The following is a 26,912-nucleotide window of genomic DNA, read 5'->3' on the forward strand; positions in this document are numbered from 1 at the left end:
TCAGAGAAACACAAATTAATTTAGAGAAACTTTGTTGTCGTCCTGAGCTTGTCGAAGGAGACTTTGCGAATTTCTGTGTATTAAAATATGTCTAACGAACGCATTATACTTGGCATTGATCCTGGGACTACCATTATGGGTTTCGGACTCATTCGTGTGGTAAATAAAAAGATGGAGTTTATTCAATTAAACGAATTACAACTCAATAAAATGGACGATCATTATATGAAATTGCGTCGCATTTTTGAGCGTACCATTGAATTAATCGATACCTATCATCCAGATGAAATTGCTATTGAAGCTCCTTTTTTTGGTAAAAACGTACAATCGATGTTAAAATTAGGTAGAGCGCAAGGTGTAGCTATGGCAGCAGGTTTGTCTCGCGATATTCCGATTACAGAATACGAACCGAAGAAAATTAAAATGGCCATTACAGGTAACGGAAATGCCAGTAAAGAACAAGTAGCGAAAATGTTACAGCAATTGTTAGGGCTAAAAACGTTACCAAAAAACCTCGATTCTACAGATGGTTTGGCAGCTGCAGTTTGTCATTTTTTCAATTCGGGTCGTGTTGAAATTGGAAAAAGTTATTCAGGTTGGGATGCTTTTGTGAAACAGAATGAATCTAGAGTGAAAAAATAAGGCAATTTCTCAATTAGCCAATATGTCTCATTTTTAGGATTATTTTATTGGCACATTGTCAAATTGAACATTGAAAAATTAGTCAAATGTCAGGAATTTACATCCACATACCTTTTTGCAAGCAAGCTTGTCATTACTGTGATTTTCACTTTTCCACTTCAATGAAGAAAAAAGACGAAATGGTTTTAGCATTGGCAAAGGAAATAGAACTGCGTAAAAGTGAATTTCAAAACGAATTGGTAGAAACTATTTATTTTGGTGGTGGAACACCAAGCGTATTAACGATTGACGATATACGATTTTTGATTGATTCCGTTTATAAACATTATCGAGTAATTGAGAATCCTGAAATTACTTTGGAAGCCAATCCTGATGATTTAGATCAAGAAACCATTCTTCAATATGCTAATTCGCCAATCAATCGTTTATCCATTGGTGTACAATCTTTTTTTGAAGACGATTTAGAACTGATGAATCGTGCACATAATTCGGCGGAAGCCAAAAAATGTTTAGAATTTGCCACACAACATTTTGATAATATTTCTATCGATTTAATTTATGGAATGCCCAATATGAGCAACGAAAAGTGGTTGCAAAATATAGAAACTGCGTTGAGTTTTAATATTCCACATATTTCCAGCTATGCCTTAACGGTTGAGCCAAGAACAGCATTAGACAAAATGATAAAAGTTGGGACGGTTCCGAAATTAGACGACGATTTAGCGCAACAACATTTTCATATTTTAATTGATAAATTAGAAGAAAACGGATTTGTTCACTACGAATTATCGAACTTTGGAAAACCTGATTACTTTTCAAAAAACAATACTGCCTATTGGTTGGGTAAAAAATATATCGGAATTGGTCCGTCTGCACACAGTTATAATGGCGAAAGTAGAAGTTGGAATGTGGCAAATAATTCGTTGTATTTAAAAACGATTGCTGAAAATAAAGTACCATCGGAAACAGAATTCCTTTCCAAAAACGATCGTTATAACGAATATATTATGACTGGTTTAAGAACGATTTGGGGTGTTTCTTTGGAAAGAATTGAATCTGAATTTGGTTCAAAATATCTAGATTATTTACAAAAACAAGCAGAGAAATTCATTTTAGAAGAGCTTTTAGAAATCGTCACTTCGAGTGTTTCGATGAAGTCTGAATCGAAAAGTATCGAGAAGCAAGTTTTAAAAACTACTAAAAAAGGAAAGTTTTTAAGTGATGGTATTGCGAGTGATTTGTTTTTAGTAAATTTGGAATAGTTTAACCACAAGGTTCGAAAAGTTTTAAATAAGAAGTCAAAATGACAATCAAACTAGATAATTTTACGATTGATTTATCAAAACCTTTAGATATCTCATTACCGATTACTTCAGACGGAAAAAATCCGATTGCTTGGTATCAAAATCAACCAGAAATTTCACCCGTAAAAATGGGCGATTGGATAGGAAAAGTTTCAGAAGGTAATTCGTCCACAAATTTTAATAATATCTTTTTCAATCCGCACGCACACGGAACTCATACTGAATGTTTAGGGCATATAACGAGAGAATTTTATAGTGTCAATCAAGCCTTGAAACAATTTTTCTTTATGGCTGAATTGATTTCGGTGCAACCTGAAGAAAGAAATGAAGATTTGGTTATTACGAAAAGTCAAATTGAAAATACGCTTAATGGTAAAAGACCAGAAGCAATCGTAATTCGTACACTTCCAAATTTAGAAACTAAAAAACATATTAACTATTCGAATACGAATCCGCCTTATTTATTAGAAGAAGCGGCGACGTTTATTCGAGAAATCGGAATCAAACATTTATTAATTGATTTACCAAGTGTAGATCGAGAAAATGACGAAGGAAAGTTGTTGTCACATAAAGCTTTTTGGAATGTGAAAAACGTGAACAATGTAAATGAAGATGCTCGTTTTGATTGTACAATTACCGAATTAATTTTTGTTACTGATACAATTTCTGACGGGAGTTATTTGTTAAACTTGCAAATTGTTTCTTTTGAGAATGATGCGAGTCCGAGTAAACCAGTATTGTATAGTTTAGAGTCTTAAAAATTAAGAATATGAACATTCAACAATTATATGAATTCTGCTTATCCAAAAAAGGAGTTACCGAACATTTTCCTTTTGATGAAGATACTTTGGTGTTTAAAGTAGGTGGAAAAATGTTTTGCTTGACTTCCTTGCAACAATGGGAAAAAGATGAACCAAGTTTGAATTTAAAATGCGATCCCGATAGAGCAGAGGAACTTCGAGCAGAATATGAAGCGATTCAGCCAGGGTATCATATGAGTAAAAAACATTGGAATACCGTACGTTTCCATTCTGATGTAAATGATAAAATGATGTGTGATTTAATTAATGATTCTTACGATTTGGTTTTTAGTAGTTTAACTAAAAAAATTCAAGCGGAGATACAATAACGTCACTTCGAGTGATTCTAATTTTTTTTCAGAATTGTATAGAGAAGTAAAAATTAGGCATTACTTTTGATAATATTACAACAACAAACTATAAACGATAATAAAGTATTATGATTGATAATTTAAAGAAAATATTAAACGAAGACCAAGATCCAAAGGCAATTGAAAAAATCACTTCTAAATTAGAAAACTTATTAATGTCTAATGAAGAAGTAGGTTATATAGCTGTGCAGAAAAAACCAGCTATTACAGTATTTCCAGATAGTATTGTAGTAACTAATAAACGAATTATTTTGTGTAAGCCCAAAAACCTTGGTTTATCAATGGAGTTTGTAGATTACGATTGGGATGATGTGGCTGGAACTTTTGTAAAAGAAGGAATTTTAGGTTCTGATTTTACGTTTTCAACCAAAACAGAATTAACACATACAGTAGATTATTTGCCAAAAAATCAAGCACGCAAATTGTATACGTATGCCAAAGAGCAAATGGATTTATTGAAAAATCCTAAAGCTTCAAGTTCAATTGTTGAAGAAATTGCGCCAGTTTTTGATGAAGTTATTGAAGAAGTTCCAACGGAAGAAGTAACGCATTTTGCAGAAATTATGCCTATTGAAGAAGCTTTAATAGTTCCTGATACTGAAGTGGAGGCTCCAATACCACCACATGAGAAAAAATTATCAGATCTTTCAAAAGATGAATTGTTTGAGAAATTGAATAATTATAAAAAACTGTTGGATAATGGTTTAATTCTTCAAGGAGAATATGATAAATTAAAAAATGAAATTTTACCTTTGTTGTAAGATTAACTAAAATAAAAAACCGACTAATTTATGTAGTCGGTTTTTTTATATCAAATAGTATTAAAACAAAAAATCCCGACAGAGTCGGGATTTAAGTGGTACCTCCAGTCCCGAAGTTTCGGGAGAACCAGGAACTATTTTTTAGATAATATATCATTTAATATTTCTGGGTTTTCAATTATTTTTTGAATGAAAACTTTGCTTTTCATTTTTTTAATAAATTTTTCTAGATAAAGAATATTGCTTTTTTGCTCATTTTCAAATGACAGTTTTATTTCCCAATCAGAAGCAATTTTTGTGAAACTACCTTTAAATTCATGAGTATTATGTAAGTTAAGTCGGAAAGTAACATCTGAAGTTTCACCAATATAAAATTTATTGGTAGAAGAAGAATAAAGTATATATAAAAAATGGCGCATAGTAAAAACAAAAAATCCCGACAGAGTCGGGATTTAAGTGGTACCTCCAGGGATCGAACCAGGGACACACGGATTTTCAGTCCGTTGCTCTACCATCTGAGCTAAGGTACCTTGAATAATTCTGTAATATTACTTCCTTATTGCGGGTGCAAATATAGAACCATTTTTATATTTTCCAAAACAAAAAATAAAAAAAATCATTTTTGTACATTTGTAATTCTAATATTTAGATATGATATTCACCATCGATGTAGGAAATACAAACATTAAAGTAGCTGTTTTTAAACAGGTTAACTTAATAGAAAAGTTTGTTTTTCAAAAAGAAGAATTTGAAAAAAAATTTTCAAAAATTTTCAAAAATTATCCAAATTGTACAAAAGCAGTGCTTTCTTCTGTGGGAAAACTGGATCAAAATGAAATTTCTTGGCTAAAAAAACAGGTAGATTTGTTTGAAATTAATCGAGATTCTGCATTTCCTTTTCAAAATTTATACGGTACGCCAAATACGTTAGGTGTAGATCGAATGGTTTTAGCAGCGGGAGCAACATTATTATTTCCGAATCAAAATGCATTGATTATAGATGCGGGGACTTGTGTAACCTATGATTTTATTACTAATAATAACGAATATTTAGGAGGTGCTATTTCTCCAGGTTTGCGTTTACGTTATGAATCACTTCATAATTATACCGCAAAATTGCCTTTGTTGACTAAAAATGAACCTAAACATTTTATAGGAATTAATACAAATGAATCGATACATTCTGGAATTGTAAATGGATTGTGTTATGAAATCGAAGGCTTTATTTCTGAATATTCTGTTAAAAACGAACAATTTACAATAATTTTAACAGGCGGAGATGCTAATTTTTTGGCTAATCGATTAAAAAGTACCATATTTGCCGATGAAAATTTCTTATTGAAAAGTTTACAACAATTATACACTTATAATTTACAAAATGATTAAAAGAATCGCCTTAATAGTTACGATACTACTAGCAAATTTTGGTTTTGCACAAGAAAATACACCTTCTCCTTATTCTTTTTACGGAATTGGAGTTTCAAGATTCAAAGGAACAAATGATATTGTTAATATGGGAGGAATCAGTGTTTATGCTGATAGTACACATATTAATGTTTTAAATCCTGCTACTTATTCAAATCAAATTGTTACTAATTTTCAAATTGGAGGTACTAGTTCTTTTTATAAATTGAATGCTGGTTCAACTTCAGAAAAAGCAAAAAAAACAACTTTTGATTATTTTACTGTTAGTTTTCCTTTGTTTACAAAATGGGGTGTTTCAACAGGTATTTTGCCACAAAGTGCAGTTGGATACAGATTTATTAGAAATAATGGAACGGTAGATGGAACTTTTAGTTCTTATTTAGGAAAAGGTGGTGTGAACAAGGTTTACTTAGGAACTGGTTATAAAATTACTAAAAAATTAAGTTTAGGAATCGACTTTCAATATTTATTCGGGTCTATTGATACTCAATCTCAATTGTATCAAGTAGGGGTGCAATATGGTTCGCAAGAAATTAATGAGTCTACAATGTCAGGTGTTGCATTCAATACAGGTTTAACATATAATACTGCTTTAAATAAGAAATTAAATTTAATGACCAGTGTTATGTTTTCTCCAGAAGCAACATTAAATTCAAATAATGTTAGAACGGTTTCAACTGTTTCTTTGACGGGTTCAGGAGTAGCAGTTCCAGTTAGTTCTCAAGAAGTTTCGGTGCCAGATAGTAAATTAAATATTCCTTCAAAAATTGCCTTTGGTGCTGGAGTTGGTAATAGGAAATGGTTTTTTGGAGGTGATGTAACTTTAACAGGTTCTAGTAATCAGTTAAATAGATTTGATAACTATGAAAATGTTTCTTTCGAAAATGGTTCTAAAATTGCTTTTGGTGGTTTTATTTTACCTAAATATGATTCGTACAATAATTATTTACAAAGAATTACCTACCGTGCAGGTTTCAGATTTGAAAATACTGGTTTAGTTATTAATAATACTTCAATTAAAGATAAAGCTGTTAATTTTGGATTAGGTCTTCCTATTTCAGGAACTTTTTCAAGTATCAATATTGGAGTTGAATATGGTGTAAGAGGAACGGTAATGAAAGGTTTAGTTCGTGAAGATTATTTCGGAATTAGCGTTGGATTATTGTTTAATGATAAATGGTTTAAAAAGACTTTATATAATTAATACTAATGAAAAAGATTGCTGAAATAAGTATTCTATTTACTTTTATTTTGCTTTTGCTAAGTTGTGAAAGTAATTTAAAAGACGTTCAGCAAATTTATAAAACTACTTTTGTTCCAACTGGTGAGGCTGATTCTGTTAATTTAAAATACACGGATTCAGGAAAAGTGAAATCCATTCTTCAAAGTTTGAAAATGGTTGACTATTCTACTGCAAAGAATCCTTTTGTTGAATTTCCAAAAGGGGTTTTGGTTACATTAATTGATAATAAAAATAATAGAACAACTGTTGTTGCTGATAAAGCTATATCTTATAAAAAAACAGAAGTCATTGATTTAATTGGTAATGTAAAAATTACTACTCATGAAGGTAAAAGATTAGAGACAAATCAATTGTATTTTGATCAAAAAAACGAGTGGTTTTTTACCGAAGAACCATTTGTTTTTAAAGATTCTGACGGTAGTTTTCTTCAAGGAGTAGGGATAGATTTTAGTAAAGATTTTAAAATCTTCAATATGCAAAATAATAATGGAGAAGTTAATAATATGAAATAAAAAATAACATGAAATATTTTAAATATACTCAGTTTTTATACCTTTTTGCAGGAATTTTGTTTGCAATTTCTGTAATTTATAAGATGCTAAACAATAAAGACTACGCAATTCAATTAATAATCGCAGTAGCATTTATCATTATGTATTTTGTAAGAAGAAGTTTTGTAAAAAAAATGGAAAACAATCAAAAAAACAAATAAAAAACTTGCAATACTATTTTATTATTAAATAGATAATTGTATTTTCGCCCTCTGAATAAAAATAATCAATATATAAAAAATGGCAATTTTATCAAAAATTAGACAACGTTCTATTTTATTAATTCTAATCATTGCATTAGCGTTATTTTCATTTGTATTAGCAGATGTTATTAAAAGTGGTGGATTTAGTGGTAGTACAAATAATATTGGATCTATCAATGGAACTAAGTTCGATTACCAAGAGTTTATGAATAAAGTTGCTAATGTCGAAAAACAACAACAAGGCATTAGTAATACTCAAGCAGTAAATTCTGTTTGGGATCAAGAAGTTAGAAAAGCTTTATTAACTGAGCAATATGACCAAATTGGGTTATTATTAGGTAAAGATCAATTAATGTCTGTTATCAAAAATGATCCACAACTTTCAAAATCTCCACAGTTTTTAAATGCAGCTGGACAGTTTGACGATAAAAAATTTGCCGAATATATCAATTCTTTACAAAGTGCTCCAGATAAAACAATGTGGAATCAATGGAAAGCATATGAAGTTCAAATTGAAGATTTTGCTAAAGAACAAATCTATAATACTTTAATTAAGTCAAGTGTTTATACTACTAAAACAGAAGGGAAATTAAAGTACGAAAGAGACAATAATAAAGTTGATTTCGATTATGTAGCTGTTGCTTATTCTACAGTTAGTGACGATCAGGTTAAAGTTACTGATGAAGAAATGATTGCTTACATGAAGAAAAATCCTAAAAAATACAAGTATGATAATACAAGAACTTTAGAATATGTATTAGTTGAAAACAAACCTTCTGCGGAAGATGAAGCAGCTATGAAATCTAGAGTGGATGGATTTTTAAATGGTAAAGTAGAAATGAGAAATGGAGTTAATGATACAATTCCTTCTTTCCGTACAGCTACTAATTTAGGAGAATATGTTAACAAATATTCTGATATCAAATTCGATTCTACTTATGTTGCGAAAAAAGACATCAATCCTCAATTTGCTGAACAATTATATGCTTTATCTCCAGGTCAAGTTTACGGACCATATGTAGATAATGGATATTCTAAATTAACTAGAGTTGCTGGTAGAAAATCAGGTGCAACTGCAAAAGTTAGCCATATTTTAATTGCTTACAAAGGTGCAATGCAAGCTGCTCCAACAGTTAAATTAACTAAAGAAGAGGCTAAAGCGAAAGCAGATGGTTTATTAGCGCAAGTTAATGCTAATCCTGCTAGTATGGCTATGTTAGCTATGACAAATTCTGACGATCAAGGTTCTAAAATGAACGGTGGAGTATATGATAATGTTGCTCCAGGTCAAATGGTAAAACCTTTCAATGATTTCTTATTTAACAATGCAATTGGAAAAACAGGAGTTGTTGAAACAGATTTTGGTTACCATGTAATGAAAGTTGATGGTAAAAATGATGCAGTTTTATTAGCTACTGTTGCTTTAAAAGTTCAACCATCAGAAAAAACAGAAGATACAAATTACAATAAAGCATTAAAAGTTGAATCAGATGCTACTGCAAATGGTATTGAAAAAGCAGCTAAAACTTCAGGGTTAAAAGTTGCTCCATTAGCTAGCGTTAGAGCTTTTGATGAAAATGTTGCAGGTTTAGGTTTACAAAGACAAATCGTAACTTGGGCTTTCAACGATGATACAAATGTAAATGATGTTAGACGTTTTGATATTGCTAACCAAGGATTTGCAATTGTTAAATTAAAATCTAAAAATGATGACGGTATTTTACCTTTAGATATGGCAAAACAATCTGTTGAGCCAATTATCAAAAATGAGAAAAAAGCGGCAATCATTAAAAAGAAAATGACTGGGTCTTCTTTAGAAGCGGTTTCAAAAGCTACAGGTTCAACTATTTCTCCAGCAGTTGGTGTAACAATGGCTTCTCCAGTAGTTCCAAATTTAGGATACGAACCAAAAGTAATTGGTACAGCATACGGTTTAGGAGCTGGTAAAACTTCAAAAATTATTGAAGGTAATTCAGGAGTTTATATGGTTAGAACAAAAGCTTTAGTAAAAGCACCAGTTGTTAAAGACTTCAAAACTCAAATTGATCAATTAAATCAACAAACTAAAGGAGCGGCTTCTTATAGAATCATCCAAGGTTTAAAAGATAAAGCTGATATTGTTGATAATAGAGGAAGATTCTAATATCAATTAAAAATAAAAAAAGGGCTGAAGTAATTCAGCCCTTTTTTTATTTTTGCAAAAAATTATATGAACATTTTTAAAATGCTACTTCAAGTATTTAGTAATAAATCTAATACTAATGATTTTGAAGTTAAATCAAAAGATATAGAAGAGATGAAAAAATATTTAATTGTTGGATTGGGAAATATTGGTTCTGAATATGTTAATACAAGGCATAATATTGGGTTTAAAATTTTAGATTTTTTTGCTCATCAAGAATCAATTTCATTTCAAACACAAAAGTTAGGTGATGTAGCAGAATTTAAAATTAAAGGAAAGTCTGTATTTTTTTTAAAGCCTAATACTTATATGAATTTAAGTGGTAAAGCGCTTAAATATTGGATGGAAAAGGAAAATATATTAAAAGAAAATGTTTTAGTGATAACGGATGATTTAAATTTGCCTTTTGGAAGTATTAGAATTAAAGCAAAAGGATCAGATGGTGGTCATAACGGGCTTAAAAACATTCAATTGGTGTTAAATTCATCAGAATACCCTCGTTTTAGATTTGGTATTAGTGATGAGTTTAAAAAAGGGCAACAAGTTAACTATGTACTTGGAGAATGGACAGAAGAGGAAAAAGAATTGCTTAAAGAACGTTTGAGTATCTCGTCTGAAATCATTAAATCGTTTGTTGCTGCTGGATTAAATAATACGATGAATACTTTCAATGGTAAATAATTAATTTTCTATTTAGGATAAAAAAAATGCCCATATTTCTATGGGCATTTTCTATTTTGAATTGGTGTTGAATTATTCGATAACAATTTTCTTGTTTTCTTTTCTTTCACCATCTTTTACTGTAATAATGTAAATGCCAGCTTCAACATTGTTTAATTGAATGTTTTGGTTAAATACAGAATTATTGTTGAAAGATTTATTATAAACCTGTCTTCCTCTAATGTCATGAACCATAATTTCAATATCATTTGACGATTGAGAAGTAAAGTTTACATTGAAATTACCATTATTTGGATTTGGATAGATTATTAAATCATCAATACTTGTAAATGAATCGCTTGATAAAGGAACTTGAGCCATACAAAGTGTCATGCTCCAAGCATCAACTGTACCTACGTCACCATTATAATAATCGGTTGCGCTTAATGTCCAGTTACCTACGGCCGTTTTTCCACCAAATGCACTTAGCGGTTGTTGTGGTTTAACATTTCCAGTAATTACTGGGTTTAAACAAGAACCATTTGGTAATGCACTAGCTGCAGCATCTGTAAAGTTAAATGTATATGTTGCAGGAGTTGTAGCTCCTTCATCACAATTTCTGTTCATTAATCTGATTTTAGTTCCGTCTGGGTGACTTAATTCTAAAACGATATCTTGAACATAAGTATGACTTAAAGTAACTGTTGTAGTTACACTATTAATATTTCCAGTTACGGTTCCTGGAACTGTTACTGTTTTTGTAGCTGTTGCTCCTGGAGCATTTGCGCCTGTACCGTCTTGAACATTCATTGAAGTATCATTAGTGTAAATATATGTACAGTTAGATTCTCCAGTTGAAAAACTAAATGCAGAACTAAAAGTTCCTGAACATCCAGCATTCTTAGGCAATACTCTCCAGTAATATGTAGTAATTTCATTTAATCCTGTTACTGTTGCAGTTGTTCCAGTTACATTTGCTGAAGCAATAATATTTGTAAATGCAGCATCTGTAGCAACTTGTATGTCATAAGACGTTGCTGCAGCATTTGCAGTCCATGTTAAAATTGGTGATGTAGAAACACCAGTAGCAGCATTCGCTGGAGTAGTTAAAGTTTGAGTTGTGAAATTTCCATTTACAACTGTTAAGTATAAATTAACTGTTTTTGTTGTAGCGCCAGAAGTACCCGTTACAGTAATTGTGTAACTACCAACCGCTACTGCTCCTGTAGAAGAAACATTAACTGTTACTGTTCCATTAGCATTTATTGTGCTAGGTGTAAAAGTTACTGTTGTGTTTGCTGGATTACCAGTTGCAGTTAAATTAGTTGTACCAGAAAAACCTCCTAAAGCGGAATAGTTTAATGTATAAGTTGTGCTATTTCCTTGGCAAATTGTTTTGTTTTGAGCGCCATATGCACCTCCATAAGCTAAACCAAAAGTTGATGCAGGGGCACTAATTGTGAAATTAGTATTTGATATATCTAAAAATACATGATTGTAACCTTTAACCATAATTCTATTATTAGCACCAGGATTATTAGGAATAGTTACCGTTTCAGTACCATCATTAGGTACATTTGTAGCTAATAAAATTGGATAAGTATTTCCTCCGTCAGTTGATAAATAAATATCAACAGTTGGACAGTTAACATTGTTAGCAGTTGTTCCAGCAACGCTCCAAGTTACAGTCTGATTTGTTCCTGTTTGCCAAGTAACAGCTGTATTTGGTGCAGTTACCGCAAAAGGGCCAGCAGTTGCATTTACAGTTAATGTTGCAATATCATATTCTGTTTGTCCAAAACCTAAAACGTTATCTCTAACAGTTACTGCAAAATTTAAAGTTCTTGCTACAGAACTTAAAGCTTCAACAGTAATTTCACTACCAGTAGTTGTCGCAGAATTAGCTATGATACTTTGGATTCTTGGGAAATATCTAAAAGCGTTGCTTGATGGTGAATAAGATCTGAAGTTAGGACCACTTGCTTTTGAAATTGCTGCAGCACTTTGTGCGCCTGTTTGAGTTGAAGAAGCATTATCAATTTCTTCCCAACAATACGTTAAAGCATTGCCTGCATCAGGATCTGAACCAACAGCTGTTAAGATAAAAGGAGTGCTTTTAGGGATTGTATAGTTTAACCCAGCGTTCACAGTTGGAGTGTTATTTGTAATACTAGTTCTAACTGGACAAGTTTTTGATTCCATGTTAGATTGAATTTGATCAATACTTACTATGTGGAAATATGCATCAGAATTAAGTTGAACATCTTGCGCAGTAATTCCAGCATAACCCATTATTGTAGAACCAGAACCAGGCTCAACATTTACACCTGATCCTTCATTGTTATGAGAAAATGTATGATTTGCTCCAAATTGGTGTCCCATTTCGTGCGCTACATAATCAATATCAAATGTATCTCCAGAAGGCACCCCGTTTCCTGGTGAAGTGTATCCTGAACCCTTGTTTTTGTCAGTTGTTGAGGCTGTATCGTCTTCACAAACACATCCAATACATCCAGCATTACCACCACCTCCTGTAGAACCAAACATGTGACCTACATCATAAGCAGCGTTATTGTTATCAATTGGAGTTCCAACACCTGTTAAATTGTTACTCAATGTGTTTTGTAATTGAGTATTCCAGTTTGTCATAGTAGTATATGGATCTGTACCAGAATTATAATAAATAACATTTGTTGATTGTGAAATAATATTCATGTGAATACATAAATCCTTTTCAAATACACCATTTACTCTTGTCATAGTGTTGTTAAATGCTGTAAGTACATTGGCAACTTGCGCAGAACTTGTCGCTCCAAAATAATTTGAATACTCTGCATTACAAGATAAAGCTAATCTAAAAGTTAAGATTTGATTTAAACTAGATTTATTGGCTGAGCTACTTTTTTTAGAAATTTTATTAGCTAAAGTCATTTCAGACGTTCCACAAGTAAATGGTAATTTTCCTTTTCTACTTTTTGCAGTATAAGCGGCATAAATTGTATTGTCTGAAGAATATGGCTCCATAAATTCTGATAACCCATTAGGTTTTATAGTCATGGTTTGAATGCCATTCGGACTAATACTTAATCTTAAAATATTTTTTGGGTTTTCAACTCCACTTCCAACATATGCTTTGATTTCTGGAAATAAAGCTTGAAGTTCGGCATCAAAATTTGACGCTTCGTACATTTTGTAATTTTCTAATTGACCATCAGCATTTGGGATGGTAATAATTACAGATTTTGCATTTTTTTTAAATCGATCCTCTGCCTGAAATAATTTGCTTTTTAATCCAGCTAAATCTAATTGGTACAGCTTGAATTCTTCAGGAAATTCAGTTCGTTGAACAATTTTGTTAATGGAGTACACATCAGATGTGTTTTTTTTACTCCATACATTCTCGGTTTGTGCATTTGAAACTTGAAATGCAAACAAACTTACTAATGAAAGTAGTAGTGTTTTTTTCATTTTTTTTAGGTTAATTTGGTGTTAATTAGGTAAATATAAAAAAATATCAATATTGTTGGTTTAAATATTAAAAAAAAATAAACTTGTTATTAAAAAAATGTAAATTTTTAAGTATAACTGCATTTTTGATATTTTTTTTTCTGCTCTAATGGATATTTATTGTTAAAATTTTTGAAATGCATAATAAATATTATTAATTAATGAGAATTATTATGTTAAAGTATTGATTAATAAAGTTATTATTTCAACAAATTAATGTAATTATTGAAAAATTATTATATTTGTTAGCTAATTAACCATATTTAAATTAATCATGAAAAAAATTACTTTAATTTTATCATTATTGGTTTGTTTTACTAGTGTAATATTTGCACAAAACAAATCTGGTGGTAAAACAGTTTTTGGGAGACAAGTAAATCCTGAAAATATAACTCCATCTGGACATATCAGATGTGCTTCTAATGAATATGAAGAATATTTAAGAAGTCAAGATTCAAAGATGGAAACAAGAGAGCAATTTGAAAATTGGCTTGCTCAGAAAATTAAAGAACAAAAAGACTTACAAGAAGTTTCTTCGCAATCTGGAGGTATTATTTATATCCCTGTTGTAGTTCACGTTATTCACAATGGTGACGCTTACGGAACAGGTGAAAATATTACTGATGAACAAGTTCAATCTCAAATGACTGTTATGACACAGGATTTTAGAAAAATGGCTGGTACACCAGGTGAAAATTTTAGTGCTGTTGGAGCTGACACTCAAATAGAATTCGTTTTAGCTAAAGTAGATCCAAACGGAAACCCTACTAATGGTATTGATAGAGTTAATATGTGTAAAGCTTCTTGGTCTACAGGTGATATTAATTCAATAGTTAAACCTGCTACAATTTGGGATCCAACATTATATATGAATATGTGGTCTGTTAATTTTACAGATACTTCATTATTAGGTTATGCGCAATTTCCTTCTTCATCTGGATTAACAGGTTTAAATGCAAATGGTGGTGCTGCAAATACAGATGGTGTTGTTGCGGGTTACGGATTTTTTGGAAGTTCAGATTTAGCTACAGGTAATTTTGCTGCTCCTTTTGATAAAGGAAGAACAATGACTCACGAAGTTGGTCACTTTTTAGGATTAAGACATATTTGGGGTGATGCAAATTGTGGAACAGATTATTGTGCTGATACACCAACTCATCAAACAGCTAATGGAGGTTGTCCAACTCATCCAAAAGCAAATTCATGTGGTACTTCAGATGAAATGTTTGAAAATTATATGGATTATACAGACGATGCTTGTATGAATATTTTTACTAATGATCAAAAAACAAGAATCACAACTGTAATGAATAATTCACCAAGAAGAGCTTCATTAAAAACATCTACGAAAGATGTAGCTATTCCATTATTCGCTAATGATGCTGAAGTTATCATACAAAATTCATGTACTAATGATCCAACATGTGCAGTTCCAAATCCACCGTCTCCAGCTAAAACTGTATATCTATACAATAGAGGGACTTCAAATTTAACGTCAGCTACAATAAGCTATAATATTAATGGTGGAACAACTTACAATCAAAACTGGACTGGTAATTTGGCAACTAATCAATATGCGGTTGTTACTTTAACAAATTCTGCTTCTTATGGAACTTTAAATGTTTCTATAACTGCAGCTAACGGAACAGACCAAAGAGCATCAAATAATACAGCTTCAAAAACATTTGGAATTACAAATCCATTGGCTTATGCAAATACAACTTCATTTACTTTTAATTTAGTTACAGATAGATATGCATCTGAAGTTTCTTGGAAGTTAAGAAATCAAGCTGGTACAATATTATATTCAGGAGGTACTGGAGGTACTGGTGGAGCTTATACTAATGGTACAACTAATACATTACAGTATGTAGTTACTAATCAATCTTGGACATTGCCAGCTAGTGGATGTTATTATTTAACAGTTACGGATTCTTATGGTGACGGATTATATGATGGTATTAATGTAGGATATTATACGGTAACAGGTGCATCTACAAATGTTGTTAATGTAACTGATTTTGTGGCATCTAATCCTGCTAATACACCAGCTTCTAGAGTTAGCTATTTTACAAATAATATTGCGTTAGACAGTGATAGTTATAGTTTAATTAGTGATGTTAAATTATATCCAAATCCTTCTAGAGATTTCTTTACAATTGATGTTCCTCAAGGAATTGAAAGAACAGGTAAAATGGAAATCTTTAACAGTATTGGTCAAAAAGTAGTTGTAAAAAACATTTCTTCTGATGCAGATTTAACTGTTGATGTGGCAAGTTTTGCTAATGGAGTTTACTTCTTAAACTTAAATTTAGGTGATGCAACTAAAACATTAAAATTCATCAAAGAATAAATTTTAATAATATTTTATACAAAAAGGATTGGTTTACGCCAATCCTTTTTATTTTTGTACAAAATAAGAGTTTTGAAAATATTTAATTCCATCTACGAATTTTCTTCAGCTAAGAAAACAGTTGTAACTTTAGGTACATTTGACGGTGTTCATATTGGGCATGAAGCCATATTGGATAAAATTTGTCATAATTCTAAAGAAGAAGAAGATTTAGAAAGTGTTATTCTTACTTTTTTTCCTCATCCACGATTAATAGTTTCCGATAATTGCGATATTAAACTGTTGAATACGATTGAAGAAAAATCGCAATTGTTAGCCAAAAAAGGAATTCAAAACTTTATTATTCATCCTTTCGATAAAGCTTTTTCAGAATTATCTCCAAGAGAATTTGTAGAACAAGTTTTAGTGCAAAAGCTCAATATTCAAAAAATCATTATCGGACACGATCATAAATTTGGAAAAAATAGAGCGGCAGATTTTAATGATTTGTTAGCATTTGGAAAAGAATTTGGTTTTGAAGTTGAAGAAATTTCTGCTCAACAAATTGATGAAGTTTCTATAAGTTCAACAAAAATAAGAACTGCATTATTAGAAGGTGATGTTACGCTTGCTAATAGCTATTTAGGTTATACCTATATGTTAAATGGTATTGTAGTGAAAGGAAATCAATTGGGAAGAACTATTGGTTATCCTACTGCTAATATTGAAATTCCTGAAGAGTATAAATTAATTCCCAAAAACGGTGTTTACATAGTATCTGTTTTATTAAATGGAGTGCTTTTAAATGGTATGATGAATATTGGTGTAAAGCCTACTTTAGGATGCAATAAGTTGTCTATTGAAGTACATATCTTAAATTTTTCAGAAGATATTTATGGAAATAAAATCCAAGTGAATATTTTAAAACGAATAAGAGAAGAGCAGAAATTTGATTCTTTTAATGATTTGAAAAATCAATTAGAAAAGGATAAGCAAGACACTATTCATTTCTTTGAAAATAAGTAATGAAAAAATATTTTTCAGAACATATAGAAAATTCTGGATTAGTAATTTTTAGAATATTACTGGGTTTATTAATTGCATCCGAAAGTTTTGGTGCCATTATTTTAGGATGGGTAGATACCATTTTCATCAATAGTAAATTTTCTTTTAATTTTATTGGATTCGATTTTTTACAAATTCTTCATGGAGAGAAAATGTATGTGTATTTTTCCATGATGGGAATATTAGGGATTTTAATCGCAATTGGACTTTTCTATCGCTTTTCAATGATTTTATTTACGATTATGTGGGCTGGAGTTTATCTCGCACAAAAAGAATCCTATAACAATCATTATTATTTTTTAGTTTTAGTTGGTGTTATCATGTGTTTCCTGCCTGCAAATGGAAAGTTGAGTTTAGATTCGAAATTTTTTCCAAAAACCCAATCCACAACTTTGCCTAGATGGATGCCGTTCTTATTAATTTTTCAAATTTCAATTTTATATTTTTACGCTGCAGTTGCTAAAATTTATCCCGATTGGTTGGATGGTACTTTTTCTAGAATTCTTTTAAACGGAATCACGCAACATCAGTTTTTGTTAGATATTTTCAATCAAAAATGGTTTTTGTTATTGTATGCTTATGCAGGAATTTTATTCGATTTATTCATAATTCCCGCTCTTTTTTGGAAACGCACTAGAGTATTGGCTATTATTGCTTCATTTGCATTTCATATTTCAAATTCGATAACGCTTAAAATTGGTATTTTTCCTTTTTTAGCGCTGAGTTTTATCGTTTTAATTGTAGATCCAAAAACTTTTCAATTTATATTTAAAAAATCAGAAACACCGAAAATTTATCCATTCAAATCCAATTTGTATGTGTGGTTTTTTGTCCCTTTTTTTATCCTACAACTCCTTTTTCCTTTACGTCATTTTGTAATTAAAGGTGATGTTTTGTTTACAGAAGAAGGCCATCGATTATCATGGCGAATGATGCTTAGAGAACGAATTGGTGAATTGAAAATTAAAGTTGTAGATCCAAAAACAGAATTGTCAAGATATTATGATTATGAATCGGAACTTACTTCTACACAAATAAAAACCCTAAAACATTCTCCAGATTTAATTTGGCAATATTGTCAAAGAATTAAAAAGCAATATAAAGAACCAGTTGCCATTTATGTTGAAAGTAGAGTTTCTATTAATAGACGTCCATTTGTTACTTTAATTGACGAAAACGTCGATATGACAAAGGCACAATTTAATTATTTCCAACATAATGATTGGATATTACTTCAAAAATTAGATTAACATATCTAAAACAAAAGTTAAAAATACAACTGATTATCAGGTAAGTAAATAAAATTTTTGTACATTTATAGTAATCAAATCATTACTATGAAATAGCGTGCAAAATGTTTGCTCTGCAATTTTCAAGACACCTACGATTACATATATTTATTTAAAACTAATTAAATTCTTTATATATGAAAAATCAAAATGAAATAAAAAATGGAGTCTTAATCTTCATTGGAATTGGTCTTTTCTTCTTATTAATGGACTTATTCGGATTAGCAGATAAAAATTATTTAAGAATTCTGAATGCATTTATTGTGTTGTTTGGAATCAGTAAAACCATAAAAAGTAATTATTCCAATGGAATTACAGATTATCTAGAAAACCTAGTTTCTGGATTTAAAACAGGAATTATTGGTGTATTTTTAGGTATTGTTGGATTGATCGTTTTTGTTTACATAAAAGGAGGCGAAACGTATTTAGCAACCTTATCGGATACATTCTTCTTTACAGGGAAAACGAATCTTGTTAAGTATTGTGCAGTATTATTTTTTGAAGGTGTTGCTTCTTCTTTAATTGGTTCCTTTGCCTTGATGCAGTATTGGAAAGATGTTCCTGCAGTTTCAAAAAAATAAAAACTTTTACACATAAATTTTTTCTTCAATTGTAAATTAGTACTTTTGAAGCATAAATTTATGATTTTATGAGTGTGACTAAACATAACTGGACGAAACAAGAGATTATTGATATTTACAACATGCCATTAATGGATTTGTTATATCAAGCAGCATCAATTCATAGAGAACACCATGATCCAAATACGGTTCAGGTTTCTACACTTTTATCAATTAAAACAGGTGGTTGCCCAGAAGATTGTGGATATTGTCCGCAAGCAGCACGTTATCATACAGATGTTGAAGGAAACGATTTAATGTCGGTTTCACAAGTTAAAGCTCAAGCTTTACGCGCAAAATCATCAGGTTCTTCAAGAGTTTGTATGGGTGCGGCATGGAGAAATGTGAAAGACGGTCCGGAATTTGATCAAGTATTAGAAATGGTTCGTACAATTAACAAACTAGACATGGAAGTTTGTTGTACATTAGGTATGATTACCGAAAATCAAGCACATCGTTTAGCAGAAGCTGGTTTATATGCATACAACCACAATTTAGATTCATCAGAAGAATATTATAAAGAAGTAATTTCAACTCGTGGTTTTGAAGACCGTTTAGAAACTATTGAAAACGTTCGTAAAACTAACGTAACGGTTTGTAGTGGAGGAATTATTGGAATGGGAGAAAGTATTGAAGATAGAGCGGGAATGTTAGTAGCTCTTTCTACTTTAAATCCACAACCAGAATCGGTGCCAATTAACGCATTAGTAGCTGTAGAAGGAACGCCATTAGAAGATGAAAAACCAGTTGAAATTTGGGAAATGATTCGTATGGTTGCAACAACTAGAATTGTTATGCCTGAAACGCAAGTTCGTTTATCTGCTGGTAGAACAAACATGAGTAGAGAAGGACAAGCAATGTGTTTCTTTGCAGGTGCGAATTCAATTTTTGCTGGAGATAAGTTATTAACAACTCCAAATCCAGATGTAAATGAAGACATGAAAATGTTCGAATTATTAGGATTAAATCCGCAAAAACCTTTCATCAAAAAAATGCAACCAGAAACAGTTGAAGCGGCTGATTCTAAATTTGAAGCTTTAGGAGAAAAACCAAAATGGTCTAGACCTGGACATACAATCGAAAGAAATTTAGAAGCTTCTGTAAAAGGTAAATAACACTTTTTTAAGAAATTTATTTTCACAATTTTATAAATTTGCTCTAACAACATCTGTTAGAGCTTTTTTTATGGGGATATTTTTAGAAGAAATTGAGCGCGTTAAAACAATAAGCAAAGAAGATTTTTACAATAATTATGTAAAAAAGCAAAAGCCAATAGTTATTGAACAATTAACAAATGATTGGCCAGCTTTTGAAAAATGGAATTTGAATTATATTAAAGAAATTGCTGGTGATAAAACGGTTCCATTATATGATGACCGACCAGTTTCTCATAAAGACGGATTTAATGAAGCGCATGCTAAAATGAAGATGAGCGATTATGTGGATTTATTGCAATCGAAACCTACAAACTACCGAATTTTTCTTTATAATTTAATGCAGGAAGTTCCGCAATTAAAACACGATTTCAAATGGCCAAAAATCGGACTTCATTTGGTGAAACAATTACCAATGTTGTTTTTTGGAGGCGAAAATTCGAAAGTTTTTATGCATTTCGATATTGATTATTCCAATATTTTGCACTTTCATTTTCATGGTAAAAAACGTTGTATGTTGTTCAGTCCAACAGAAACGCCCTACATGTATAAAGTTCCCTATTCTTTAATTTCTAGAGAAGATATCGATTTCGATAATCCGGATTTTGAAAAATGGCCTGCTTTAAAAAAAGTAAAAGGATTGGTGTGTGATTTAAATCATGGTGAAATGTTATACATGCCAGAAGGTTATTGGCATTATATGAAATATGTTACACCAGGTTTTTCTATGAGTTTACGAGCGTTTCCAAGAAAACCAATTAATTTATTGAAAGCGGTTTATAATGTGTTCATCATGCGTCATTATGATAATTTTATGCGAAGAAGAAAAGGGCAAGCTTGGATTGATTATAAAAACGAACAAGCCATTATAAAAACAAATAAAAATATTTAAGAAAAAGTCCAGAGTAATCTGGACTTTTAAGCAAAATGATAATCAGTTGTTTGTGCAGTTATCGTAATATTCTCCTCTATAATTTCTTTTAAAATGCTTTCAATGTCGTTAGTGTAATTTTGATTGATCACAATATTGCTTTTCGTCCAAATATGAATCAAACTAAAATCTAATCTTTTAGTTGTTAAAACCCCTAACTTTTTTAAGGCAATTGCGTTGTATTCTTGTTCAATTTGTTTTTTAATTGGAATAACTAATAGTTTCTTTTTTAAATATAATGCTTCTGCTGGAAGTTCGAATCCAGCATTACATAATACACCTTCGCAATAGCTAAGTTTAAATAAAAAGTCTTCCTCGTTAATTGGATATACATTACAGTTTCCTAAATAATAATTACACGTTGCATACTTCGAAAAAATATGCCATTCTGCATTTATTTTAGATAAGACTTTTATAATTTTTGCATCGGAAAAAGACGGTAAATAAACCACATAACTGCCTTGTGTAACTTGAGGTTTAAGGTTTCTTACTTTTTCTCTAATTATTGGTGTAAATATTTTTTCATGATAACTTTCAAAATGAAAACCATATTTTTTTCTACAAGGTGCATATAGTTTTAAAATTAATTCCCCAAATAAATTCGTTTTTTTTGGTTTTGGAGTTTCCTTAAAAAACAAAGAAGATTGATGTGATAAAGAAATAATATTTCCTCGTTTTAAAATGGAAGACCATGCAGAAATCGGTTCGTAATCGTTAATTATCAAATCGTATTTTGAAGGTTTTAATTTAAAAACATCTTTTACAAATGTCCAATAATTATTGTTTAATAAAGTTTTCCAATACGAAACTTCTCCTTTTTCATTATACACTAATGAAATACCTTTACAATTGTATTTAATTTCAAATGGAAGGCTAATTTGCGATTGATTTCCACTAGCCAAAATATCTACTTCACCAAAAGTTTTTAAAATCGGAATAATTTCTTGCGCTCTTGCTAAATGTCCATTTCCTGTTTTTTGTACGGCATATAATATTTTCATAATTCTAAAAATTAATTACATCTCTAATAAGCATTTCTATGGTTTGTTGTTCAAATAAATCGAGTTCAGTATCTGTTTTTTCTTCAAACATTTTTTTGTCGTAAGTGAATAATTGCCATTCTGAATCGTGGTATTCTAATGCGGTTAAATTTTCTATCCAATCGCCACTGTTCAAATAAATACACGAGCCATTTTTGGATTTTATTTCTTTAATTTGAGGTTGATGAATGTGTCCGCAAATCACGTAATCAAATTGATTTTCGATGGCTAATTCAGAAGCCGTTTTTTCAAAATCTCCAATAAATTTCACTGCTTTTTTAACGTTGTTTTTGATTTTTTTCGAAAAGGAATATTTCTCTTTTCCCATTTGTGTTAAAAACCAATTCGATAATACATTTAAACGTATTAAAGTATCATAACCCCATCCGCCTAATTTCGCAATCCATTTAGAATGTTGAACCGATGCATCAAACACATCACCATGAAAAATCCAAGCTTTCTTTTTACCGAAATGAATTACTTTTTTGTTAACTAATTCAATATTTCCGAAAGTAGCATTGGCAAATCTTCGTAAGAATTCATCATGATTTCCAATGATGTAAGTGACTTCTGTTCCTTTGTTCGAAAAGTCGATGATTTTTTTAATAATTTTTAAATGACTTTTTGGAAAGTAACTTTTTTTAAATTGCCAAATGTCTATAAAGTCGCCATTTATAATTAAATGTTTGGGTTCAATGGATTTTAAATATTGTAATAATTCTTTCGCCTGACAGCCGTACGTTCCAAGATGAACATCAGAAATTATTACCGTATCAACTATTCTTGCCATAATACATGTTGTATTGTTTTAGCAAAGTAATAGTTTGTTTATTAAGGAATTAGTCTTCTAATATTAAGAAATTGAAGTAAAAAAAAACACCTAATTAATTTTATGTTAATTAGGTGTTTAGTTTTTTTGCCACGAATTTTCGAATTAACACATAGTGAGTTTGGAATGAAAATTTTAATTCGAATTATTAATCGACATAGTCGATTTTAATCAATTTTTTAAATTTTTTTATTCGAGAATTCGTGACTAATTTTTTTAGTTTGAATTATTGCTGAGTAACTATTTGCAATGTTTCGCGACTAATTTGTTTTACCAATACATTTTTATCTTTTTCTACAACTTCGGCAGAAGCAGCGTCAAAATGGCGAATAGTGTACAATGAAACATTTTCATTATACGATACTTTGAACTTTTTAGATAAAACAGTTTTCAATTCGTTGAATTTTTCAAACTTGTCTTCTACACAAACAGAAAAACTAATAGCTGAATTCTGAATTAAACTTACTTTAATTTTATATTTATGGAACAATCCGAAAATTTCACTAATATTTTCTTCCATAATAAAAGAGAAATCAATTGAAGATAAAGAAATTAAAATCTGGTTTTTCTTCACGATAAAACAAGACGTTTTTGGTTCTAAATCAGCACCCTTACTTACGCTAGTTCCAGGTAAAGTTGGGTTTACAAACGATTTAACATATAAAGGAATTTCTTTTTTCTGTAACGGTTGTAACGTTTTAGGGTGAATTACACTTGCACCATAGAACGCTAATTCAATGGCTTCTCTATAGGAAATCTGATTTAAAAGCACTGCATTTTCAAAATATCTCGGATCGGCATTTAAAACTCCTGGTACATCTTTCCAAATAGTTACACTTTCAGCGCCCATACAATAAGCAAAAATAGCTGCTGTATAATCTGATCCTTCACGACCTAAAGTTGTTGTAAAGTTGTTTTCATCCGCTCCAATGAAACCTTGAGTAACGAATAAAGATTTTTTTCTGTTGATTTTTGAAATCAATTTTTGAGTTTGTTCCCAGTTTACATTGGCATCACGATACGTGTTATCTGTTTTAATGAAATTTCTAACATCTAACCATTGATTGGTAATGCCAGATTCATTTAAATAATGACTCACAATTGTAGTGGAAACAAGTTCTCCAATACTGATAATTTGGTCGTATACAAATGAATAATTTGGCGATTTATTACTTCTAACAAAATATTCTAAATCATCAAAATGAGCAGTAACATCGAAATATACTTCATGTTCTTCATCTTCAAATAAATCTAAAAGAATTTGATTATGGTATTTTCTAATATCTTGAATAGAAGAATATAATTCTTTAGATTTTTCAAAGTAATTTTTGATAACAATTTCTAAAGCATTAGTAGTTTTTCCCATTGCAGAAATAACTAGTAAAACATCTTCATGTCCAACCGTTTGTAAAACTTGTAAAACGTTTTTTACTCCAGCTGCATCTTTTACTGATGCGCCACCAAATTTGAATATTTTCATTGTGTGTTTATTTTGAGAAATTTAAAATTCCTCGGTATTAATAGTTGTATTATTCTTTGTTTAAAAATAAATTTATTCCGTTCTCATCCATTTGAGCTACGCGCCAATCGTGTAATATTTTAGCGCCACTTTTTTCATAAAATTCAATGGCAGGTGTATTCCAATCTAAAACATTCCATTCAATACGTCTCACATTGTCTTTTTTTCCTTGCTTTATGATTTCAGAATACAAGGCAAATCCAGCGCCAGTTCCACGATTTTTTTCTTTTACAATTAAATCTTCTAGATGGATTGTTTTGCCTTTCCAAGTGGAATATCTGTAATAATATAAAGCGACACCTATTATCGTATTATTTTCTTCTGCAACAAATGTGTGAAACAACGGTGTTGATGTAAATCCATCTCGAACTAAATCTTCAGCAGTAATGACAACGGCATCTGGTTCTTTTTCAAATACAGCCAATTCCGTTATTAATTCTAAAACAGCTGGCATGTCTTCTGGTGTTCCTTTTCTAATTTGTAACATGTTAAACAAATAATTCTAATTGTTATTTTATATCGGATTTGTTATAAAAGTATGCAAATGTAATTAATCGATTTTGGTTTGGAAAAAAAATTTAGGATTATAACAAAAATTTATATTTTTAGAAAAATTCTAATTTTTTTGTTGTTTTGGAATCTATTTTAAAAAATTCAAACAGCATAAAATATTCGTGTAAATTTATGTAAGTTTGCAGTACAATTCAACTAATCTATTTCGTAATGGAAGAAAGAAATAAAACCCTTGGTGAGTTTATCATCGAAAATCAAAAAGCACATCAGTATTCCTCTGGTGAATTATCAAAAATTATCAATTCAATTCGTTTAGCGGCAAAAGTAGTAAACTATAAAGTTAATAAAGCGGGTTTAGTTGATATCGTAGGAGCTGCTGGTGATCAAAATATTCAAGGTGAAGATCAACAAAAATTAGATGTTTATGCTAATGAAGTGTTTATTCAAACGCTTATCAATAGAGAAATTGTTTGTGGTATTGCTTCTGAAGAAAACGACGATTTCATCACTGTTGAAGGGTTAGATAAAAGTCATAATAATAAATATGTTGTATTAATGGATCCTTTAGACGGGTCTTCTAATATTGATGTAAATGTTTCTGTAGGAACAATATTTTCTGTTTATAAAAGAGTAACTCCAGTTGGAACGCCTGTTGCTTTAGAAGATTTTTTACAGCCAGGTAATCAACAAGTAGCGGCAGGTTATGTAGTTTATGGAACGTCTACGATGTTAGTGTATACAACAGGTCATGGTGTAAACGGATTTACATTAAATCCAGCAATTGGAACGTTCTATTTATCGCATCCAAATATGCAGTTCCCAGAAAAAGGGAATATTTATTCTGTAAATGAAGGAAACTATATTCATTTCCCTCAAGGTGTAAAAGATTATATTAAATATTGTCAAGCGGAAGAAGAAGACAGACCTTATACTTCACGTTATATTGGAAGTTTAGTTTCGGATTTTCATAGAAACATGATTAAAGGTGGGATTTATATTTATCCAACAAGTTCAAAAGCGCCAAAAGGTAAATTACGTTTATTATACGAATGTAATCCAATGGCTTTTATAGCGGAACAAGCTGGAGGAACAGCTTCTGATGGATTTACAAGAATTATGGATATTCAACCAACAGAATTGCATCAAAGAGTACCTTTTTTCTGTGGGGTAAAATCAATGGTTGAAAAAGCAGAAGAATTCATGGAAAAAGCTAAATAAGTTATAATATTCTGCATAATGTTATAAAATGTTATAAAAAAAGAGCGACAGTGATGTCGCTTTTTTATTAATTTTAAATTCCTTAAGTTTGGAAAACCAAATTAACCTACTACTATATTGTTATGCAAGAATTTTTGATTTATTTTAATATGGGTCTCACACATGTATTGGATATTAATGCATACGACCATATTTTATTTCTTATAGCCCTAATGATTCCTTATGCATTTAAAGATTGGTCTAGGGTATTGTTATTAGTTTCCTTATTTACTCTTGGACATTCCTTAGCCTTATTGTTATCAGTATTTGGAGTAGTAAAAATTCAAGCGCATGTTGTTGAGTTTCTTATTCCTATAACCATATTAGTTACAGCTATATTTCATTTGTTTACAGCTGGAAAATCAGGAAAAAAAGAAAGTATTACTTTTGTAGCTATAGTTACAGTTGTATTTGGTTTGGTACATGGTTTAGGATTTTCAAATTATTTTAATACCATAATGGCTGGAACTAGAGCAGATAAATTAATTCCGTTGTTAGAATTTGCATTAGGAATTGAAGCTGCTCAAATTATAGTTGTAATTGCAGTATTAATTTTGGCATATGTGGTGCAAACTGGATTTAGATTTTCTAAAAGAGATTGGGCTTTAGTAATGTCGGCTTTTGTAATTGGTGTAGTGTTACCCATGATTTTACAAAGCGAAATATTTGGATAAAAGTTGATTCTCCGAGCTGAATATATTATTTATAATACAA

The 26,912-nt window shown here is 30.6% G+C and carries 25 protein-coding genes and 1 tRNA gene; 19 read left to right on the top strand and 7 right to left on the bottom strand.

Annotation, left to right across the window (positions count from 1 at the left end; genetic code table 11):
• The first annotated feature begins 87 nt into the window (after positions 1 to 87).
• The 5 genes from ruvC to BMY86_RS04820 all read left to right on the top strand — a co-directional run bounded on the left by ruvC (position 88) and on the right by BMY86_RS04820 (position 3,878).
• Complete coding sequence (ruvC, locus tag BMY86_RS04800) at positions 88 to 642, top strand: crossover junction endodeoxyribonuclease RuvC (protein WP_091465937.1); 555 nt, start codon at positions 88 to 90, stop codon at positions 640 to 642.
• Positions 643 to 728: 86 nt separating this feature from the next.
• On the top strand, positions 729 to 1,904 hold the full coding sequence (gene hemW, locus BMY86_RS04805; protein WP_091465939.1) for a radical SAM family heme chaperone HemW: 1,176 nt from the start codon (positions 729 to 731) through the stop codon (positions 1,902 to 1,904).
• A gap of 41 nt (positions 1,905 to 1,945) precedes the next feature.
• A complete protein-coding gene (locus BMY86_RS04810; protein ID WP_091465941.1) occupies positions 1,946 to 2,704 on the top strand; it encodes a cyclase family protein in 759 nt (252 codons plus the stop codon).
• Between the two features lie 11 nt (positions 2,705 to 2,715).
• Positions 2,716 to 3,075, top strand: coding sequence for an MmcQ/YjbR family DNA-binding protein (locus BMY86_RS04815; RefSeq protein ID WP_091465943.1), 360 nt, complete (start codon positions 2,716 to 2,718; stop codon positions 3,073 to 3,075).
• Between the two features lie 110 nt (positions 3,076 to 3,185).
• The gene (locus BMY86_RS04820; protein ID WP_091465945.1) at positions 3,186 to 3,878 is read left to right on the top strand and encodes a PH domain-containing protein; all 693 of its coding nucleotides are present in this window, start codon (positions 3,186 to 3,188) and stop codon (positions 3,876 to 3,878) included.
• Between the two features lie 134 nt (positions 3,879 to 4,012).
• On the opposite strand, the gene BMY86_RS04825 is transcribed toward BMY86_RS04820, so the two are convergent.
• On the bottom strand, positions 4,013 to 4,297 hold the full coding sequence (locus tag BMY86_RS04825) for a GIY-YIG nuclease family protein (RefSeq protein ID WP_091465947.1): 285 nt from the start codon (positions 4,295 to 4,297) through the stop codon (positions 4,013 to 4,015).
• 38 nt (positions 4,298 to 4,335) lie between these two features.
• Positions 4,336 to 4,408, bottom strand: a tRNA-Phe gene (locus tag BMY86_RS04830).
• Between the two features lie 121 nt (positions 4,409 to 4,529).
• On the opposite strand from BMY86_RS04830, the gene BMY86_RS04835 reads away from it, so the two are divergent.
• The 6 genes from BMY86_RS04835 to pth all read left to right on the top strand — a co-directional run bounded on the left by BMY86_RS04835 (position 4,530) and on the right by pth (position 10,163).
• On the top strand, positions 4,530 to 5,264 hold the full coding sequence (locus BMY86_RS04835; protein WP_091465949.1) for a type III pantothenate kinase: 735 nt from the start codon (positions 4,530 to 4,532) through the stop codon (positions 5,262 to 5,264).
• Complete coding sequence (locus tag BMY86_RS04840) at positions 5,257 to 6,507, top strand: BamG family beta-barrel-assembly machinery protein (RefSeq protein ID WP_091465951.1); 1,251 nt, start codon at positions 5,257 to 5,259, stop codon at positions 6,505 to 6,507. Before BMY86_RS04835 ends, BMY86_RS04840 begins: the two co-directional genes overlap by 8 nt.
• Positions 6,508 to 6,512: 5 nt before the next feature.
• Positions 6,513 to 7,058, top strand: a complete 546-nt coding sequence (gene lptC / locus BMY86_RS04845; RefSeq protein WP_091465953.1) for an LPS export ABC transporter periplasmic protein LptC — start codon at positions 6,513 to 6,515, stop codon at positions 7,056 to 7,058.
• Positions 7,059 to 7,066: 8 nt separating this feature from the next.
• Positions 7,067 to 7,258 (top strand): hypothetical protein, encoded by a 192-nt coding sequence (locus BMY86_RS12955; RefSeq protein ID WP_143065596.1) that lies wholly within the window; start codon positions 7,067 to 7,069, stop codon positions 7,256 to 7,258.
• 79 nt (positions 7,259 to 7,337) lie between these two features.
• A complete protein-coding gene (locus tag BMY86_RS04850) occupies positions 7,338 to 9,443 on the top strand; it encodes a peptidylprolyl isomerase (RefSeq protein ID WP_091465955.1) in 2,106 nt (701 codons plus the stop codon).
• 72 nt (positions 9,444 to 9,515) lie between these two features.
• Positions 9,516 to 10,163: an aminoacyl-tRNA hydrolase gene (gene pth, locus BMY86_RS04855; RefSeq protein WP_394332560.1), complete on the top strand. Its 648-nt coding sequence runs from the start codon at positions 9,516 to 9,518 to the stop codon at positions 10,161 to 10,163.
• Between the two features lie 72 nt (positions 10,164 to 10,235).
• On the opposite strand, the gene BMY86_RS04860 is transcribed toward pth, so the two are convergent.
• A complete protein-coding gene (locus BMY86_RS04860; RefSeq protein WP_091465957.1) occupies positions 10,236 to 13,610 on the bottom strand; it encodes a reprolysin-like metallopeptidase in 3,375 nt (1,124 codons plus the stop codon).
• Between the two features lie 313 nt (positions 13,611 to 13,923).
• Here BMY86_RS04860 and BMY86_RS13030 point away from each other — a divergent pair, with 313 nt between their 5' ends.
• The 6 genes from BMY86_RS13030 to BMY86_RS04885 all read left to right on the top strand — a co-directional run bounded on the left by BMY86_RS13030 (position 13,924) and on the right by BMY86_RS04885 (position 21,001).
• Positions 13,924 to 16,002 carry a M43 family zinc metalloprotease gene (locus BMY86_RS13030; protein WP_177177126.1) on the top strand — a complete coding sequence of 693 codons (2,079 nt, stop codon included), beginning with the start codon at positions 13,924 to 13,926 and terminating at the stop codon, positions 16,000 to 16,002.
• Between the two features lie 72 nt (positions 16,003 to 16,074).
• On the top strand, positions 16,075 to 17,007 hold the full coding sequence (locus BMY86_RS13035; RefSeq protein WP_177177127.1) for a bifunctional riboflavin kinase/FAD synthetase: 933 nt from the start codon (positions 16,075 to 16,077) through the stop codon (positions 17,005 to 17,007).
• Positions 17,007 to 18,296, top strand: coding sequence for an HTTM domain-containing protein (locus tag BMY86_RS04870; RefSeq protein ID WP_091465958.1), 1,290 nt, complete (start codon positions 17,007 to 17,009; stop codon positions 18,294 to 18,296). Before BMY86_RS13035 ends, BMY86_RS04870 begins: the two co-directional genes overlap by 1 nt.
• A 176-nt stretch (positions 18,297 to 18,472) precedes the next feature.
• Positions 18,473 to 18,916, top strand: a complete 444-nt coding sequence (locus BMY86_RS04875; protein WP_091465961.1) for a hypothetical protein — start codon at positions 18,473 to 18,475, stop codon at positions 18,914 to 18,916.
• A gap of 68 nt (positions 18,917 to 18,984) precedes the next feature.
• The gene (gene bioB, locus BMY86_RS04880) at positions 18,985 to 20,070 is read left to right on the top strand and encodes a biotin synthase BioB (protein WP_091465963.1); all 1,086 of its coding nucleotides are present in this window, start codon (positions 18,985 to 18,987) and stop codon (positions 20,068 to 20,070) included.
• Between the two features lie 70 nt (positions 20,071 to 20,140).
• Positions 20,141 to 21,001 carry a cupin-like domain-containing protein gene (locus tag BMY86_RS04885; RefSeq protein ID WP_091465965.1) on the top strand — a complete coding sequence of 287 codons (861 nt, stop codon included), beginning with the start codon at positions 20,141 to 20,143 and terminating at the stop codon, positions 20,999 to 21,001.
• A gap of 26 nt (positions 21,002 to 21,027) precedes the next feature.
• On the opposite strand, the gene BMY86_RS04890 is transcribed toward BMY86_RS04885, so the two are convergent.
• The 4 genes from BMY86_RS04890 to BMY86_RS04905 form a co-directional block, all read right to left on the bottom strand.
• Positions 21,028 to 22,041 carry a glycosyltransferase family protein gene (locus tag BMY86_RS04890; RefSeq protein WP_091465967.1) on the bottom strand — a complete coding sequence of 338 codons (1,014 nt, stop codon included), beginning with the start codon at positions 22,039 to 22,041 and terminating at the stop codon, positions 21,028 to 21,030.
• Positions 22,042 to 22,045: 4 nt separating this feature from the next.
• Positions 22,046 to 22,870 (bottom strand): UDP-2,3-diacylglucosamine diphosphatase, encoded by an 825-nt coding sequence (locus tag BMY86_RS04895; RefSeq protein ID WP_091465969.1) that lies wholly within the window; start codon positions 22,868 to 22,870, stop codon positions 22,046 to 22,048.
• A 265-nt stretch (positions 22,871 to 23,135) separates the two neighbouring features.
• Positions 23,136 to 24,389 carry an aspartate kinase gene (locus BMY86_RS04900; protein ID WP_091465971.1) on the bottom strand — a complete coding sequence of 418 codons (1,254 nt, stop codon included), beginning with the start codon at positions 24,387 to 24,389 and terminating at the stop codon, positions 23,136 to 23,138.
• 49 nt (positions 24,390 to 24,438) lie between these two features.
• Positions 24,439 to 24,915: a GNAT family N-acetyltransferase gene (locus BMY86_RS04905; protein ID WP_091465973.1), complete on the bottom strand. Its 477-nt coding sequence runs from the start codon at positions 24,913 to 24,915 to the stop codon at positions 24,439 to 24,441.
• 236 nt (positions 24,916 to 25,151) lie between these two features.
• On the opposite strand from BMY86_RS04905, the gene fbp reads away from it, so the two are divergent.
• Both fbp and BMY86_RS04915 read left to right on the top strand, forming a co-directional pair.
• Positions 25,152 to 26,159 (top strand): class 1 fructose-bisphosphatase, encoded by a 1,008-nt coding sequence (gene fbp / locus BMY86_RS04910; protein WP_091465975.1) that lies wholly within the window; start codon positions 25,152 to 25,154, stop codon positions 26,157 to 26,159.
• A 122-nt stretch (positions 26,160 to 26,281) separates the two neighbouring features.
• Complete coding sequence (locus tag BMY86_RS04915; RefSeq protein WP_091465977.1) at positions 26,282 to 26,872, top strand: HupE/UreJ family protein; 591 nt, start codon at positions 26,282 to 26,284, stop codon at positions 26,870 to 26,872.
• Positions 26,873 to 26,912: the final 40 nt, after the last annotated feature.

It is taken from the genome of Flavobacterium urocaniciphilum (assembly GCF_900110615.1).
In the GTDB taxonomy this organism is placed as follows: domain Bacteria; phylum Bacteroidota; class Bacteroidia; order Flavobacteriales; family Flavobacteriaceae; genus Flavobacterium; species Flavobacterium urocaniciphilum.